This is a genomic window from Vibrio aphrogenes (assembly GCF_002157735.2).
Lineage (GTDB): Bacteria > Pseudomonadota > Gammaproteobacteria > Enterobacterales > Vibrionaceae > Vibrio > Vibrio aphrogenes.
The window spans coordinates 1702398-1717807 of record NZ_AP018689.1; the positions used below are offsets into that span (position 1 = coordinate 1702398).

At 39.1% G+C, this 15410-nt stretch carries 18 protein-coding genes, 2 tRNA genes and 1 pseudogene; 2 read left to right on the forward strand and 19 right to left on the reverse strand.

Annotated features, from left to right (window positions below):
• Window positions 1-45 precede the first annotated feature (45 nt).
• Together VCA1004_RS07700 and VCA1004_RS07705 are read left to right on the forward strand one after the other, a co-directional pair.
• Window positions 46-132: transfer RNA gene (locus VCA1004_RS07700), tRNA-Leu, on the forward strand.
• Between the two features lie 53 nt (window positions 133-185).
• Window positions 186-259 (forward strand) — tRNA-Cys (locus VCA1004_RS07705).
• 116 nt (window positions 260-375) lie between these two features.
• On the opposite strand, the gene VCA1004_RS07710 is transcribed toward VCA1004_RS07705, so the two are convergent.
• The 19 genes and pseudogenes from VCA1004_RS07710 to VCA1004_RS07795 form a co-directional block, all read right to left on the reverse strand.
• Window positions 376-897 (reverse strand): hypothetical protein, encoded by a 522-nt coding sequence (locus VCA1004_RS07710; RefSeq protein WP_086983417.1) that lies wholly within the window; start codon window positions 895-897, stop codon window positions 376-378.
• Between the two features lie 36 nt (window positions 898-933).
• Window positions 934-1314: a hypothetical protein gene (locus tag VCA1004_RS07715; protein ID WP_086983414.1), complete on the reverse strand. Its 381-nt coding sequence runs from the start codon at window positions 1312-1314 to the stop codon at window positions 934-936.
• Window positions 1301-3268, reverse strand: coding sequence for a hemagglutinin repeat-containing protein (locus VCA1004_RS07720; protein ID WP_086983412.1), 1968 nt, complete (start codon window positions 3266-3268; stop codon window positions 1301-1303). The genes VCA1004_RS07715 and VCA1004_RS07720 overlap by 14 nt, the downstream gene beginning before the upstream one ends.
• Window positions 3258-3701: an SMI1/KNR4 family protein gene (locus VCA1004_RS07725; RefSeq protein WP_086983409.1), complete on the reverse strand. Its 444-nt coding sequence runs from the start codon at window positions 3699-3701 to the stop codon at window positions 3258-3260. The genes VCA1004_RS07720 and VCA1004_RS07725 overlap by 11 nt, the downstream gene beginning before the upstream one ends.
• Before the next feature lie 9 nt (window positions 3702-3710).
• Window positions 3711-5507 carry a hemagglutinin repeat-containing protein gene (locus VCA1004_RS07730; protein ID WP_126000525.1) on the reverse strand — a complete coding sequence of 599 codons (1797 nt, stop codon included), beginning with the start codon at window positions 5505-5507 and terminating at the stop codon, window positions 3711-3713.
• Window positions 5497-5939: pseudogene (locus VCA1004_RS15370) on the reverse strand (SMI1/KNR4 family protein). Before VCA1004_RS15370 ends, VCA1004_RS07730 begins: the two are co-directional and overlap by 11 nt.
• A gap of 270 nt (window positions 5940-6209) precedes the next feature.
• Window positions 6210-6605: an RDD family protein gene (locus VCA1004_RS15375; RefSeq protein WP_086983397.1), complete on the reverse strand. Its 396-nt coding sequence runs from the start codon at window positions 6603-6605 to the stop codon at window positions 6210-6212.
• A gap of 177 nt (window positions 6606-6782) precedes the next feature.
• Window positions 6783-7160 carry a hypothetical protein gene (locus tag VCA1004_RS07745; protein WP_126000526.1) on the reverse strand — a complete coding sequence of 126 codons (378 nt, stop codon included), beginning with the start codon at window positions 7158-7160 and terminating at the stop codon, window positions 6783-6785.
• 1 nt (window position 7161) lies between these two features.
• A complete protein-coding gene (locus VCA1004_RS07750) occupies window positions 7162-8304 on the reverse strand; it encodes a hypothetical protein (protein WP_086983391.1) in 1143 nt (380 codons plus the stop codon).
• Between the two features lie 7 nt (window positions 8305-8311).
• Complete coding sequence (locus VCA1004_RS07755; protein ID WP_086983387.1) at window positions 8312-8689, reverse strand: hypothetical protein; 378 nt, start codon at window positions 8687-8689, stop codon at window positions 8312-8314.
• Entirely contained in the window at window positions 8682-9206 is a 525-nt protein-coding gene (locus VCA1004_RS07760; protein ID WP_086983384.1) for a hypothetical protein, read from the reverse strand. Before VCA1004_RS07760 ends, VCA1004_RS07755 begins: the two co-directional genes overlap by 8 nt.
• 99 nt (window positions 9207-9305) lie before the next feature.
• Window positions 9306-9899 (reverse strand): hypothetical protein, encoded by a 594-nt coding sequence (locus tag VCA1004_RS07765; protein ID WP_086983381.1) that lies wholly within the window; start codon window positions 9897-9899, stop codon window positions 9306-9308.
• 32 nt (window positions 9900-9931) lie between these two features.
• The gene (locus tag VCA1004_RS07770) at window positions 9932-10144 is read right to left on the reverse strand and encodes a hypothetical protein (RefSeq protein WP_086983378.1); all 213 of its coding nucleotides are present in this window, start codon (window positions 10142-10144) and stop codon (window positions 9932-9934) included.
• A 164-nt stretch (window positions 10145-10308) separates the two neighbouring features.
• Entirely contained in the window at window positions 10309-10446 is a 138-nt protein-coding gene (locus tag VCA1004_RS15210) for a hypothetical protein (RefSeq protein WP_164520847.1), read from the reverse strand.
• A gap of 260 nt (window positions 10447-10706) precedes the next feature.
• Window positions 10707-11183 carry a Cys-tRNA(Pro) deacylase gene (gene ybaK, locus VCA1004_RS07775; protein ID WP_086983375.1) on the reverse strand — a complete coding sequence of 159 codons (477 nt, stop codon included), beginning with the start codon at window positions 11181-11183 and terminating at the stop codon, window positions 10707-10709.
• 95 nt (window positions 11184-11278) lie between these two features.
• Window positions 11279-12943: a bifunctional UDP-sugar hydrolase/5'-nucleotidase UshA gene (gene ushA, locus VCA1004_RS07780; protein ID WP_086983372.1), complete on the reverse strand. Its 1665-nt coding sequence runs from the start codon at window positions 12941-12943 to the stop codon at window positions 11279-11281.
• 319 nt (window positions 12944-13262) lie between these two features.
• Entirely contained in the window at window positions 13263-14114 is an 852-nt protein-coding gene (gene kdsA, locus VCA1004_RS07785) for a 3-deoxy-8-phosphooctulonate synthase (RefSeq protein WP_086983369.1), read from the reverse strand.
• Between the two features lie 43 nt (window positions 14115-14157).
• The gene (locus tag VCA1004_RS07790; protein WP_086983366.1) at window positions 14158-14973 is read right to left on the reverse strand and encodes a SirB1 family protein; all 816 of its coding nucleotides are present in this window, start codon (window positions 14971-14973) and stop codon (window positions 14158-14160) included.
• A 31-nt stretch (window positions 14974-15004) separates the two neighbouring features.
• Window positions 15005-15385 carry a SirB2 family protein gene (locus VCA1004_RS07795; protein WP_086983363.1) on the reverse strand — a complete coding sequence of 127 codons (381 nt, stop codon included), beginning with the start codon at window positions 15383-15385 and terminating at the stop codon, window positions 15005-15007.
• Window positions 15386-15410 lie beyond the last annotated feature (25 nt).

Sequence of the window (15410 nt, forward strand, 5' to 3'; positions counted from 1 at the left end):
TGTTCTAACTGTTCAGTTAGGTGCCTTGCAATTTAGATTGCTTGTGCCCTGGTGGTGGAATTGGTAGACACAAGGGATTTAAAATCCCTCGGCGTTCGCGCTGTGCCGGTTCAAGTCCGGCCCGGGGCACCATCTAAATTTAGATATCTGAAAATATCTCTTCAAATAAATACTCAGTATTATATGGCGCCTTGGCAGAGTGGCTATGCAGCGGATTGCAAATCCGTGGACCTCGGTTCGACTCCGGGAGGCGCCTCCAAATTGATAAAAAAAGACGTTTAAAAACGTCTTTTTTTATGTCTAAAATTTCCCATTCACTTTAGGCATTATACTGATCACACCTTTTTGGATTGGATCATTATCCACAGAATTTACCTAAAGATCCTGAGATAACACTTCCCCTAAATCACTAAATGCAATTGCAGCATTCGTCAGTCCTGCACCACAACCAGCCAATGTCAAACAGCTCCCTATCCCAGTTGTTATTCCTGCATAATCTGCTACAGCCTCTTTCGAAGTGGCATTATCTTTCATCACTGAATCTACATATGCCACGGCCTGATTAGTATCCGCTTGCACCTGAATAGCACCAACATCCATGTTTGACCAATCTACACCAAGCGAATTCGGAGGCATACGATTCTCCAACTCACCTTGCTCTTTGGCCTGATTAAATTGTTGAGTGTTGGTATCTAGCAACACACCACTGCCTAGTGCATTGGTGCTGGCGGTGTGGTTGATGTCACCGCCAAAGGTCGTATCGGTTAAGTTGCTGTAGTTAAAGCCCAGAAAATCTTCAGTGGCACTTCCCATGGTATCAGCAAAGTATTCTAAATTTTGCTTAGCGGTCTCATTACCCGCAGTGGTGCCAGCTTTATCATCTAAGTAGTGCTGCATTTCATGGACGACGGTGTTGGATATAAGATAAAATCACTACAGTTTTTCGTCAGTTAATTCCTCATAGCTCTTAATAAACATTCTGACCAAAAGCAAACCATAAGGTATGGTAAAAACTAGTGATATAAAAATATAACTAAACCATACAGACGTTATAACAGCTACGATAATAAAGTTGAGGATAAAAAACATAATAAAATTTCTTCTATACGTCTTATCTTGCTTTAAAACTAACCTCTGCTCTTTACTGGTCAGGGCAAGTAACATTAACAATATTGCAAAAAAAATTGCAGCCCCTAGTGTATTTAAATTTTCAAATTGATCGTACGCCCATTTTCCGACTCCTGAGCCAAGCATCCATGAACTCATACTCACATTGGTAAATCCAATATAAAAGCCAACTCTATTTACTTTCACTTTTAACCTCTATTTCTTGTTCTGCCGCTTTATCTGCCCATCCATTAGCCATAAAGCCAAACAATCCTGCGCCAACTTGCCCAGCAATCTTTGCCTTGCCTCCAACAAAAGGGAGGTTTTCTATTTCTTGTGATACTTGGAATAAGATTCCATCCAAAACTAACTTGCCGGCTTTTGGATTTAAAGTATCATCTGATTCATAACTCCTATAATCAGCAGCGTCAATTACAAAACCCACTCCAGCCATGGCATTTGCACAAACGCCCATAGACATAACGGTACACGCAGTACCTACAGCTAATGGACCATAGGTTTTTGTCGCTTCAACCATCTCTTCTTTTGATTCTTTATCAGCTTGTTTTACAATCTCTGCAACATCCGCTTGCGCCTGAATACCACCAACATCCATATTTGACCAATCAACACCAAGCGAATTCGGAGGCATACGATTCTCCAACTCACCCTGCTCTTTGGCCTGATTAAATAGTTGAGTGTTGGTATCTAGCAACACACCACTGCCCGGTGCATTAGTGCTGGCGGTGTGGTTGATGTCACCACCAAAGGTAGTATCAGTTAAGTTACCGTAGTTAAAGCCCAGAAAGTCTTCTGTAGCACTTCCCATGGTATTGGCAAAGTTCTCTAGATTTTGCTTAGCGGTGTCATTGTCTGCGGTTGTACCAGCTTTATCATCCAAGTAGTGCTGCATTTCATGGCCGACGGTATTAGCTTCATCTTGAATCGTGTCGTGTAAACCACCATTCACGTACAAAGTATCGCCGCCATTAATGTAGCCGCCTTTGGTTGGAGCATCCTTTTCATCGGTTGTCATCGCTTGCAGTACCACCGCAGGGTCAACCTTCATTTGCGCCGCAATGTTATTAACTAGCACCTGTTGCGCTTGTTGTTTTTGCTCAAGACTAGCATTAGGGTCATTCAGTGTTTGCACATATTGCGCATTCTCAGGGTTAGCGACAAAGTTTTTAGTCGCAGTAAAGAACTCTTGTTTGTTAACCTGAGTTTCCCATATACCACGGGTTTTATCGTCATCATTGCCAACGAAAGACACGCCTGAGTCATCTTTGGTCGCATCCACAATCGAATCAATCACAATGTCATTGCGTTTAAAATCCTCTTTAATGCTTTGACGCCCTTCTTCCGTCAACAACCTATGGTCAAGCGTCACATCCACATGGCCTTGCTGCCTATCGACCGCAAACAGCTCTTTATCTTGGTTGTGAATATCGCGGTTAAGCTCGGGGGCTAAAACCGTGCCATCGCCTATTTGAATATCGCCATGACCTAATGTGGCTAACGTTTTGTCTTTGCTGTAATGGCTGCCGTTATCAAGGTTCAAGGTTGAGCTATTGTTGGTAGCATCAATGCCGGTTGCGTTAATGCCCACTGACGTATTCAAGCCATTGTTGTTGTGGCTGCTGTAACTGGTGTCACTTAAGTCAGTGAAGGTTAAGCTGCCTGTATTTAGGGCAAGCTTGCCGCTGTCATTGCCGTTTTCATCCAGTGTGGCAATGGTGCTACCGGTTAAGTCGGTATTACCTTTAACATTGATGTTGGCCTCACCGTTAGACACGAGACTACTGATGACAGTGTCGGTTTGGCTGCTGCGACCTTGAGATTGACTAAAGCCTGCGCTACCACCACTTAAATCACCCCCTTCAGGAAAGTGCCAATTTGAGCTTGCCTTATCACCGCCAAAGCTGGTGCCCGCACTGATGCTCATGCCGTGGTTGCTGGCTGTGTCACGGTTTTGCACAGATTCAACCGTTAAATCACCACCCACATCGACATTCAATCCATTATTCGCAATCACATTACCGCCTTTAATGGTGGTGTCGTTGCTGGTGGTGTCGTTGCTGGTGGTGTCGTTGCTGGTGGTGATATTGACATTATCACCGGCTAACAGGCTGTTGTTATAGTGAGTGCTGTTACTCTCCATTCATAAGAGCATATTTTTCCAAGTATTCAAATATATTAGAATATTGAGTTTTGTTCCACGAATGGCATTCATGATCATAAAAACTAACTTGAGATAAACACTCTCCATCTTTTATTTCAAAACCATAAAAATCACCACTTCCATTTTCTGAAAATAAAACATAATTTTGAGCTATATCTTTATATACTCTGTTTTTACTTAAAATATACCAATCACTCTTTTCATCCAATGAAAAAACATTAGAAAAAGCAAAGTACCCCCCACCATATATCAAAATAAATTCAACATAACCCAATGGTAATTTAGCATTTAACTTACACTCAATTTTTTTAATATATTTATTATCTTTAATTTCATCAGCATCTAAAGCAAACCAAACAGGATTGATTGATTTCTTTTTATCTGTAAGTTTCTTAAATTCATCAAAATTCATATGTAAACCTTATTTATTATCATAAATCCATTCAGGCAATATTTTATCTGCCCCTTGCTCTCTAGCTCTATACCACCAATGCAACTTACGATCAGAATCTCGCATTTCAGGAGTTACTCCTTGATTGAATTTATTTGGATGTAATTCTTTATTTCCTCGATGTTCCACCGGAAGTATTTCATGAATGCCAGAACCGGGCATTTGGTCTGCATGATGTAAATCAGGACTCCCTAACCCTTTTGGTGGATGGCCTAATAATCCCTGTTTCATATCATTTATCGACCAATTAGCTTCAACCCTAACAGGAGTATCATTTGGCCCATATTTTACAGAATTGCTTACCCCCTTACCAGCAGCACCAATTCCTACACCAATCCCTGCTAGGTTAACACCAAACTCTGCTCCCTCTTGAAAACGTGTCGACCAACCATTTTCTACATATTGTGATTCTAGTTCTAAATTCTTCTCATGGCTTTCAACCGTTACCCCTTCAACCCCTGCAACAACATGTTTGGCTATACCTGTATTTAACTCTTTTAATGTATCGCCTATCACGGTATCCGCAACCGTTGATTTTCCTGCATCTAAAATGGTTTTCGTCGGACCTAAAGTTAATACTGAAATGGCGACCAAAGCCGCTTCCGCTTGCTCGGTTGGCAGAGTATCTAAGTAATCCTTAGTCTGCGCAAAACCATCAAGCACTTTTTCACCGCCACTGAGATTTCTACCCTCTGTAATAACTAACTCTAACGGTTGCCCCGGTTGATGGGATTGTTGAGCGGTTTCAGGTGAAGTTTGTCCATTTGTGGCCTCTTGCGCACCTTCTAATATTTGACCTGCGGCATTATAAATATTCGGGTCACTGAGTATTACTTTCGCTAATTCAGGGTCAACACCTTTCGCTATCATCAAATCCAATGCACTTTCGGCATTGCCTTGCAGCTTGGCATTAATCTCTGGATTATTCAGATTGGTTGTCGCTTGTTTAATCGCGACATCCACGTGAGTGGCGATGTCATTCCAAGCTTTACCAACTTCTTTAATGTCTTGTTTTATCTGCTCACGCCCTTCTTCCGTCAACAATCTATGGTCAACCGTCACATCCACATTGCCTTGCTGGCGGTCTACCGCAAACAGTTCTTTGTCTTGGTTGTGAACATCGCGGTTAAGCTCCGGCGCTAAAACCGTACCATCGCCTATTTGAATATCCCCATGACCTAATGTGGCTAACGTTTTGTCTTTGCTGTAATGGCTGCCGTTATCAAGGTTCAAGGTTGAGCTATTGTTGGTAGCATCAATGCCGGTGGAGTTAATGCCCACTGAGGTATTCAAGCCATTATTGTTATGGCTGCTGTAGCTAGTGTCACTTAAGTCAGTGAAGGTTAAGCTGCCTGTGTTTAGGGCAAGCTTGCCGCTGTCATTGCCGTTTTCATCAAGCGTGGCAATGGTGCTACCGGTTAAGTCAGTATTGCCTTTGACATTAATGTTGGCCTCACCGTTAGACACGAGACTGCTGATGACAGTGTCGGTTTGGCTGCTGCGACCTTGAGATTGGTTAAAGCCACCATTTGCACCAGAAAGATTGCCGTCTTTTGAGCCAACTCCCGCGCTAATGCTCATACCGTGGTTGCTGGCCGTATCGCGGTTTTGCACAGACTCAACCGTTAAATCGCCGCCGACATCGACATTCAACCCATTATTCGCAATCACATTACCGCCTTTAATGGTGGTGTCGTTGCTGGTGGTGATATTGACATTATCACCAGCTAACACGCTGTTGTTGTAGTGAGTGCTGTTACTCTCCATTCATAAGAGCATATTTTTCCAAGTATTCAAATATATTAGAATATTGAGTTTTGTTCCACGAATGGCATTCATGATCATAAAAATTAACTTGAGATAAACATTCCCCATCTTTTATTTCAAAGCCATAAAAATCACCACTTCCACTTTCTGAAAATAAAAAATAATTTTGAGCTATATCTTTATATATTCTATTTTTATTTAAAATATACCAATCACTTTTCTCATCCAATGAAAAAACATTAGAAAAGGCAAAGTACCCCCTCCATATGTCAAAATAAATTCAACATAACCCAATGGTAATTTAGCATTTAACTTACACTCAATTTTTTTAATATATTTACCATCTTTAATTTCATCAGCATCTAAAGAAAACCAAACAGGATTAATTGATTTCTTTTTATCTGTAAGCTTCTTAAATCCATCAAAATTCATATGTAAACCTTATTTATTATCACAAATCCATTCGGGCAATATTTTATTTACCCCTTACACTTTGACCTCATTAAATAATGAATCATTTTTTAGCCACTCTCACTCCCCAAAAAACTAAAACAAAGCCCAAAAAACTACAGAGGGAAGAAAATAGAGGTGCAGACTAATATCAATTAATAACACAGAAAAAAATCAATAGAAAAGAAGTTTTAACTTTCCATCATAAAACCCCAAAACTAACATTAGTGAGTTCTATTAACCGTGAATTATCTATATCTGAATAACTTTAGAACTCGCAATCAAATCATGAAGGCATCGTTTATTTTTTCTAAAAATGAACAAACCATCTACCCAACATATAAAACGCCCCACAATGGGTATAAAACCTAAAATCATAATAGGAAAATAGCGCTTAAATAAAATATGGGTAAGACTCAACCTACTTCCATCATTTGCTACGATAGAAATATCAAAAACCCACTTACCCAACGTTTGGCCATTTTTATACAACAAGTACCCATGAAAAATGACAAAACAAGCATTACCATAGACGAACAACACTATAAATTTGGTATCGAACAAACTAATATCCGCGAATAATTTTGCATCCCAACCAGTAACGTATAACAACCCCATAAGACAAGCAAAATTGATAAGCCCATCGATAAAAACCGCCCCTAATCTAGAAGATCTTGGTGCTAAGTTGTGCTCCTGATGTTATTGTTACTTTCCATAAACACTGTCCTTAATTAATATGAAAATCATAGAAAACCGAAATAAATGCAGATTTCAAAACCGACATTCTCTAGCTCCTCAAACTCTTTAGTCGGAATATTTTGAAAGCTAATTACTTTCATTATAATATCGTCCTTTTATGACTCTCTCATCATTTAACTCTAAGTAATATATACTTGAGGTTAATGTACCTTGATTATAAACAACCTTTACCTTATCTTTTAAATTAATTTCATCAAGAAGTATTTTACAATTTGGGCTATCCAGCTTCATCTTAAAATCAAGAAGCTTATTGTTGTTTTTTATTACGATATATAATCTATCATTATCTTTAATCACTGGCTCGCAAGACTTTTGAACAATAACTCCTACACTAGTTTTATCTCGATCTAATGTTGACAGTAGTGAAACCGAGCCAATAATTAAAAATATAATAAAAACCCAACTTACAAGTTTTCTCAATCCACCGAGAAAAAATGAGTTCATATCATTCACCATCTACCTCATTTAAATCTGATTTGATTGTATCATGCAATACATCAATACTTAGTATATCTAAAGATTTGTTCACGGAATCCATTATAGCTTCCGATTTGGAGATTGATTTATTAATATCTATTAACGACTTAACTGTAGGTAACCCTAATACAATATCTGAAGCTAATTTTTTGCTTTGATCCTTACCAACAAAGTCTGGCATTATACTAATCACACCTTTTTGGATTGGATCATTATCTACTGGATTTACTGAAATACCCTGAGATAACACTTCCCCTAAATCACTAAATGCAATTGCAGCATTCGTCAGTCCTGCACCACAACCAGCCAATGTCAAACAGCTCCCTATCCCAGTTGTTATTCCTGCATAATCTGCCACAGCTTCTTTCGAAGTGGCATTATCTTTCATCACTGAATCTACATATGCCACGGCCTGATTGGTATCCGCTTGCGCCTGAATACCACCACTATCCATATTTGACCAATCAACACCGAAAGCATTTGGAGGCATACGATTCTCCAACTCACCTTGCTCTTTGGCATGATTAAACTGGTTCGTGTTGGTATCTAGCAACACACCACTGCCCGGTGCATGAGTGCTGGCGGTATGGTTGATGTCACCGCCAAAGGTAGTATCAGTTAAGTTGACGTAGTTAAAGCCCAGAAAATCTTCAGTAGCATTTCCCATAGTATCAGCAAAGTATTCTAAATTTTGCTTAGCGGTCTCATTGCCCGCAGTGGTGCCAGCTTTATCATCCAAATAATGCTGCATTTCATGGCCGACGGTGTTGGCTTCATCTTGAATCGTGTCGTGTAAACCACCATTCACGTACAAAGTATCGCCGCCATTAATGTAGCCGCCTTTGGTTGGGCTATTTTGTTCATCCCTGGTCATCACTTGCAGTACCACCGCAGGGTCAACCTTCATTTGCGCCGCAATGTTATTAACTAGCACCTGTTGCGCTTGTTGTTTTTGCTCAAGGCTGGCATTAGGGTCATTCAGTGTTTGCACATATTGTGCATTCTCAGGGTTAGCGACAAAGTTTTTAGTCGCAGTAAAGAACTCTTGTTTGTTAACCTGAGTTTCCCATATGCCGCGGGTTTTATCGTCATCGTTGCCAACGAAAGACACGCCTGAGTTACTCTACTTTTTCACCAGTTAAACGCTCGTAACTTACAATCATTCGTTTTACCACCATTATGGTGGCCGGAATAATTAAAATAAAAACACTCAAATAATAGCTAGGAATAAAATATAAAATAACCGATGTATTAAAAACCACAAAAAAATAATAGATAGTAATTATTACCCTAAAAACAGGATCCTTTTTAAGGATGAGCCTGTGCTGGTTTGTTGTTAAAAATACAATAAAGAAGAATAATGAAATAAAAGCTATAATAAATACAAACTCTACATTTAATAATAAGCCGGAAATCCATTTAGATATTCCTGCCGCAAGAACTAAGCCACTCATTGTGATGCTATTAAAACTAATGTAGGCGCTATAATTAGTCATTATTTTTCTCTTTTAACTGTTGTTCAGCAGCTTTATCTGCCCAACCATTTGCCATAAAACCAAACAGCCCAGTTGTAATTTGGCCTGTAATCTTTCCTTTGTTCCCTAAAAATGGACTATTAACTATTTCTTTTGATAAAAGAAATGTACCACCATCCATCACTAGCTTACCTGCTTTCGGTGAACCCATTCCATTTACTGAGGCATCACTGACGTAATCCTCTAAATCTATAAGAAATCCGGCACCAGCCATGGCATTTGCACAAACGCCCATAGACATAACGGTACACGCAGTACCTACAGCTAATGGACCATAGGTTTTTGTCGCTTCAACCATCTCTTCTTTTGACTCTTTATCAGCTTGTTTTACAATCTCTGCAACATCCGCTTGCGCCTGAATACCACCAACATCCATATTTGACCAATCAACACTAAACGCATTAGGTGGAAGGCGATTCTCCAACTCACCATGCTCTTTGGCCTGATTAAACTGGTTCGTGTTGATATCTAGCAACACACCACTGCCCGGTGTATTAAAGAAAAAGATCTAATCTCAAAAATATTCGAAATCAGACCTTTAATGCTATATTTTGGCTACCACATAAAAACTATCATTTTATGGTATTTCTAGTAACTCCGACTCTCCAGTAGCTAGTGTATTTCTAACCTTATTATAATAAAATTTAAAATTATTCACATTTGAGTTATCAAAAATATCCACTTCACTATTTAAAAATAAATTTTCCCTTTCATCACTAGACAAAGCCCCCTCATTTAAAACAGAAATTTCATCTAGTATCTCCAAAACAATTAAATTTAGGTCAACAATAACCTGCCTTTCATTATTAAAATTACCAGAGTCTAGCTTGTAAATAAAACCATTATTAGCATTAACATAGATCTGAGAAGCATTAATGAATTTATCTTTTAAATTTTCATAATAAGAATCTATGTATAAACCATCCTCAATATAACTTAACTCATCATCCCCCAAAGAAATCGTCAATAAATTGAAATAAAAGGTATTGTCTTCATTAGGTACAATTAAGTTGGAACAATCAGATTCCGTTTCAACCGTATAAATGTGAATATATTCATCATGTATACTAATAAATGAGCGATAATAGCTAGAGGAATCGGCTTCTAATTCATTAAGCTCTATCTCCTCCCCCTCTATTTTGGCAAAGTTCCCATTATTATCTAATGCCACTTTACCATCATGACAATGATATTGAATTTTTTCTATTTGAAGGTAGTCATCTTGTTTTTTTTCACTTCACTTTCAAAATCAGTCCAACCATCTTCTTTTTCAAAACAATAATCCAATTGATTAAAAATCTCCAAGCCATTTTTTGTTATGGAGCTATTCAATGAACTCGAATCTTCATTATCTGAACCACCACACCCTGATAAAATAAAAACACAAAAAAACAATTTAAAAACAAACTTAAACATATAACACCTCACCCCTTAAATTAAAAATCAAAAATCAAACAAACACAAACTAGATATAACATTTACCCAACATCGGCAGGAGGTATAAAAATTACACCTTATAAAAACGTAAAAATGAAGTATATTTTTATATTAAAAAATAAAACATGAGGTATATCATTATATTAAAATTTACACTCTTCTTCATCCATACTCCAATAACCACCTTTATCAAGACAAGCATCGATTGTCCAATTATCACACTGACTGACCATAACCAGGCTGAGTAACGCTAATACGATTAAAAAAAACTTCATGAGCATGGTTGTTACCTTGTTGTGTGATATGAGCTTATACCAATCATACTAATTAACCTCAGCTGCGGGTAACTAGATGGGTAAAAATTACGTATAGGACGTAGATTTGAGAACAAAGCTAAAATGCCGATAAGCCTTTATCCTACAATTAACTTCTGTATAAACGAAAAGCTAAACTCCATTATTAAGCCAGTTAATAAGCAGGATGATCAAATAATTTGTACGATTGATATTACATCGCTTATATAGTTAATACTGCGTTGGGTCTAACCTTGGCACAAATCGACAAACTTAGCTCTGGTTAATGTGGCTAAATCCTGAGGCGCTAATTCAATTTCTAGGCCACGCTTACCAGCAGAGACACAAATGGTGGCAAACTCTAAGGCCGTTTGATGAATAAAGGTGGGGAGCGCTTTCTTTTGTCCTAAGGGGCTAATACCACCGACTACATAGCCTGTGGTTTTTTGGGCAATCTCTGGGTTTGCCATCTCGGCTTTTTTACTACCCGCCGCTTTAGCCGCTTGTTTTAAATTTAATTTGTTTTCAACCGGTACGATCGCCACAGCTAAATTTTTAGGTTCACCATTTAAACAAAATAATAAGGTTTTAAATACTTGAGCAGGATTTTGACCTAAGACTTCTGCCGCTTCTAACCCGTAACTTGCTGCATTTGGATCATGCTTATATTGATGCACAGTATGAGGGATTTTCTTCTTCTTTGCTAAGTTAATGGCTGGAGTCATAACGATATCCTAAGAATAAACAATAAAAAAACAGCGCGGCTAGGCGCTGTTCTATTTTTGAATAAAGTCAAATTAAGATCAATGAGTTAAATCGGTTACTTATATTGAATCTCACCCTTTGGTTCATAATCAGCGATATGAATTGGACTGTGCTTTTCTAAGTAGTCCTTCAATATTTCAGCATCCACAAACCCGGTATTCACAAAGCCTGGTTTATGGTTAATTTTAGGATACCCGTCACCCCCTGCGGCGTTGAAGCTTGGGATGGTGAAACGGTACATTTTATTGGTATCTAACGCTTTTCCGCCAATTTTAACATTAGAGACTTTATCATTTGCCACCGTCATGGAAATACCAGCAAATTGCACATACGCTCCAGAATCTACTGGCATCGTTGCGACTGAATTTAAGTAATCCAGAACTTCACTGCCTTTCATATCCATGTAAGTGACAATATTCCCAAATGGTTGCACTTTTAAGACATCTTTATAGGTAATATCGCCCGCGGCAATAGAGTCACGTACCCCACCCGAGTTCATAACAGCAAAATCCGCATTCACTCTTTCCATGTGCGATAAACCAATTAATCGACCTAAATTGGTTTGTTTAAAGCGAACCACATTGCGATCACCTTCTAATTTGCCATCTGATTGCGCAATTTTCACATTCAGTTGAGCTTGGCCTTTATCTTGATAAGGCTGTAACAAAGCTTTTAATTCAGGGTCTTGTGGGATTTCCGGTTGGATGAAAGCTTTAGTTTTCTCACCGTTTACTTGCACCGTTTTTTTCAAATTGACTGGAATCAAATCATAGCTGACCAGGTTAAGTTCGCCATTTTTAAACTCAAAATCTGCACGCCCAACGTATTTTCCCCACTCATGGGCTTGCACAATCCAAGTTCCATTCTGCTGATCAGGAACACACTTCTCACCCGGTTGATACGATTGATTACGATGATTCGGGCTTTCCATACAAACTGGCTCTTGTGAATGCCCACCAACGATCATATTTAATTCACCTTGTGGCAAGTAACGAGCTAACGTCACATCACCCGGTGCATTAACCCCGCTTTGACCATTGTCATAATGGCCCATGTGAGTAACAGCAAAAATCAAATCCGGCTTTTCATTGGCTTGCAGTTGCTCAATAACTTTTTTCGCTTCAGCTTTTGGATCACGAAATTCAATGCCGCCTATGTATTCTGGGTTACCAATTTTAGCAGTATCTTCGGTGGTTAAACCGACAACGGCAATCTTGATTCCTTGCTCATCAAAAATCTTATAAGGTTGGAATAAACGCTTACCGGTTTGCTTATCGTAAATATTGGCCGATAACATAGGGAAATTAGCCCAATCTCGTTGCTTCATCAGCACTGAAAGTGGATTATCAAACTCATGATTTCCCACCGCCATAGCGTCGTAACCAATTTGGTTCATGCCTTTAAAATCTGGCTCTGCGTCTTGTAAATCGGATTCAGGAACACCGGTATTAATATCACCACCAGAAAAGAGCAAGACACTTCCCCCTTCCGCAACCACTTGTTGACGAATACGATCAATCACCGTCTTACGGGCCGCCATACCGTACTCACCATCTTGGTTGTGCCAAAAACGGCCATGGTTATCATTCGTATGTAAAATTGTCAGGTGATAGGTTTTATCGCTTTGCCATTGGCGTTGCGCTGACTGTTGAGAAGAACATGCCACCACCGAGGCTAGCGCTATCGCTACCACGGAAGTCTTTAAGAAAAACTGCTTCATCAATGAATACCTGTAAAAGTGAGAGTCGAAAAGGGGTACTTGTTCCAGACAAGTGAGGAAAGTCTAATTCATTGATCACTCTAGTGAATCGATAGCACAGAAAAATGCAATATAGATCACATTTAGTTACACCACTCACTCTGATTAGATGCTCAGAAGTTGCGCAGAAAAAAGGCTTGATAACTAACCTCAGTTGCGGATAACTACGTTAAAATTTTCATCTTGTTCTTAGCCTTTTAACACGCAAGGGTGACCAGATAATGAATATAAAAAAACCAGCTCATCGTGAACTGGTTTTAAAACGTTAATGATTGAAATATTAACGAATATCGATATGGTCAAACCCTTTGATTAAATCATCAAGCGCTTTCATTTGTTTTAAGAAAGGCTCAAGTTTATCAAGTGGTAACGCTGATGGACCATCACATTTCGCTTGGTCTGGATTTGGATGAGCTTCGATAAATAAACCTGCAATCCCGGTTGCCAGACCCGCTTTAGCCAGTTCAACGGTTTGCTCACGGCGACCACCTGAAGCTGCACCTGATGGATCACGCATTTGCAATGAATGTGTGACGTCAAAAATGATTGGGCTACCGTTAGAGGCTTTTTTCATCACGCCAAAACCTAGCATATCAACCACTAAATTATCGTAACCCATACATGAACCACGTTCACATAAAATGATTTTATCATTACCACATTCTGCAAATTTATCCACGATATTACCCACTTGGTTTGGGCTCATAAATTGTGGTTTCTTCACGTTAATGACAGCACCGGTTTTTGCCATTGCTTCAACAAGATCCGTTTGACGAGCAAGGAAAGCTGGAAGTTGAATAACATCAACCACATCAGCAACTGGTTGTGCTTGCGCTTCGGTGTGTACGTCAGTAATGATTTTTACACCAAACGTATCTTTTAATTCTTGGAAAATTTTCATGCCTTCTTCCAAGCCTGGGCCACGGTAAGAATGCACCGAAGAGCGATTGGCTTTATCAAAAGAGGCTTTGAATACGTATGGAATGCCTAATTTCTCAGTCACTTTCACGTAATGCTCACAAATTTGCATCGCAAGATCACGAGATTCCAGTACATTCATACCCGCAAATAGGGTAAATGGCTTATCGTTTGCAACTGGGATGTTGCCAATCTGAACGGTTTTCTGTTGCATACTTGCTCCATCATTCAAACAAAGACGTTTGAAGTTAATAAATTTAGTGAATGGTCACCTGATGTCCGCTTAATGCGTTCACCTGTATTTTAAGGACTTCAGATGATGGATCATCTGGACAATTATCGATAAAGAATTGGAAATCATCAGCTGCCAATTGTTGGCAATCTAATTGTTGATAGATAAACCCACGGTCTCGAATTTCATACGGATCATCTGGTACAAAACTCAAGGCGATATCGGTACATTTTAAGGCTTGAATAAAGTTATCTTCGCGTAGTAATGCCCCTTTAATCACCGCAAGCCAACGGCCAAGCACACTAGGATTATCGCAACCGGTTAAGTGCTGAGGTTTTAATTTCGCCAGCGCCCCTTCATAACCAATCAACCAAGCTCGTAAGATTGACTTTGAAACGTATTCGCCATCAAAAGGATTGATATACAAAGGCGCTTCATGTGGCCAGCTTAATTTAATCAAAAACTGGCTCGGAAAATTCACACCTTCAATAGGAAAGCCTAAGCGTTGGCCAAAATACAAAAGTAATGCACCTAAGCTGACAGGGATCCCCTTACGACGTTTTAGCACTAAGTCGACGCGGGTATTTTCCGAGTTGAAGAACTCATCACTATCACCATGAAATTTCCATTCATGAAAGAAGTGACGTATGAATGATTCGAACTTTTGTTTTTCATCACTTTCATGAACTAAAGCTTGTTCAAGCTCTTCAAACAAAGAATCCAGTGTGCATGAAACCCAGTGCTTATCCGTTTCAGGAAAAATCATTGCATTTAAGGCTAATGCACCTTCAAGCAAGCTGCATTCATCTAAATCTTGTTCAAATAATTCTAAATCAGTCATTGAAGCTAAAGTACTCTCATTAGGTTGGCGATTACAGAGTGGGAACTTTTGTCATTGCAAGGTGCGCAGCCCAATACAACCACCCTAAAGAGCCAAAGAATGCCACACTACGAATAATTTTATTGCGACCTAGTTTCAAAGCTACAAAACCTAGTGCAATATACACCAAGACACAGCTTATTTTTTCTGTAAGCCAAGCACCTGCGGCGGTAAATGGAATAAAGCCGGTAATAAAAATCAATGCCACACCAGAGACCAATAAAAGGGTATCTACGACATGTGGTGTCACTTTTAACCATTTTTTGTGTAGCAGCGATGAATCCATCATCATTAAAATATAACGAAGGGTTAGCAGTAAGACACTAAACGCTATCGCCAATAGGTGAATGTGTTTGATTGAACTATATAACATCACTTACTCTTCCTTTTAAGCTAAT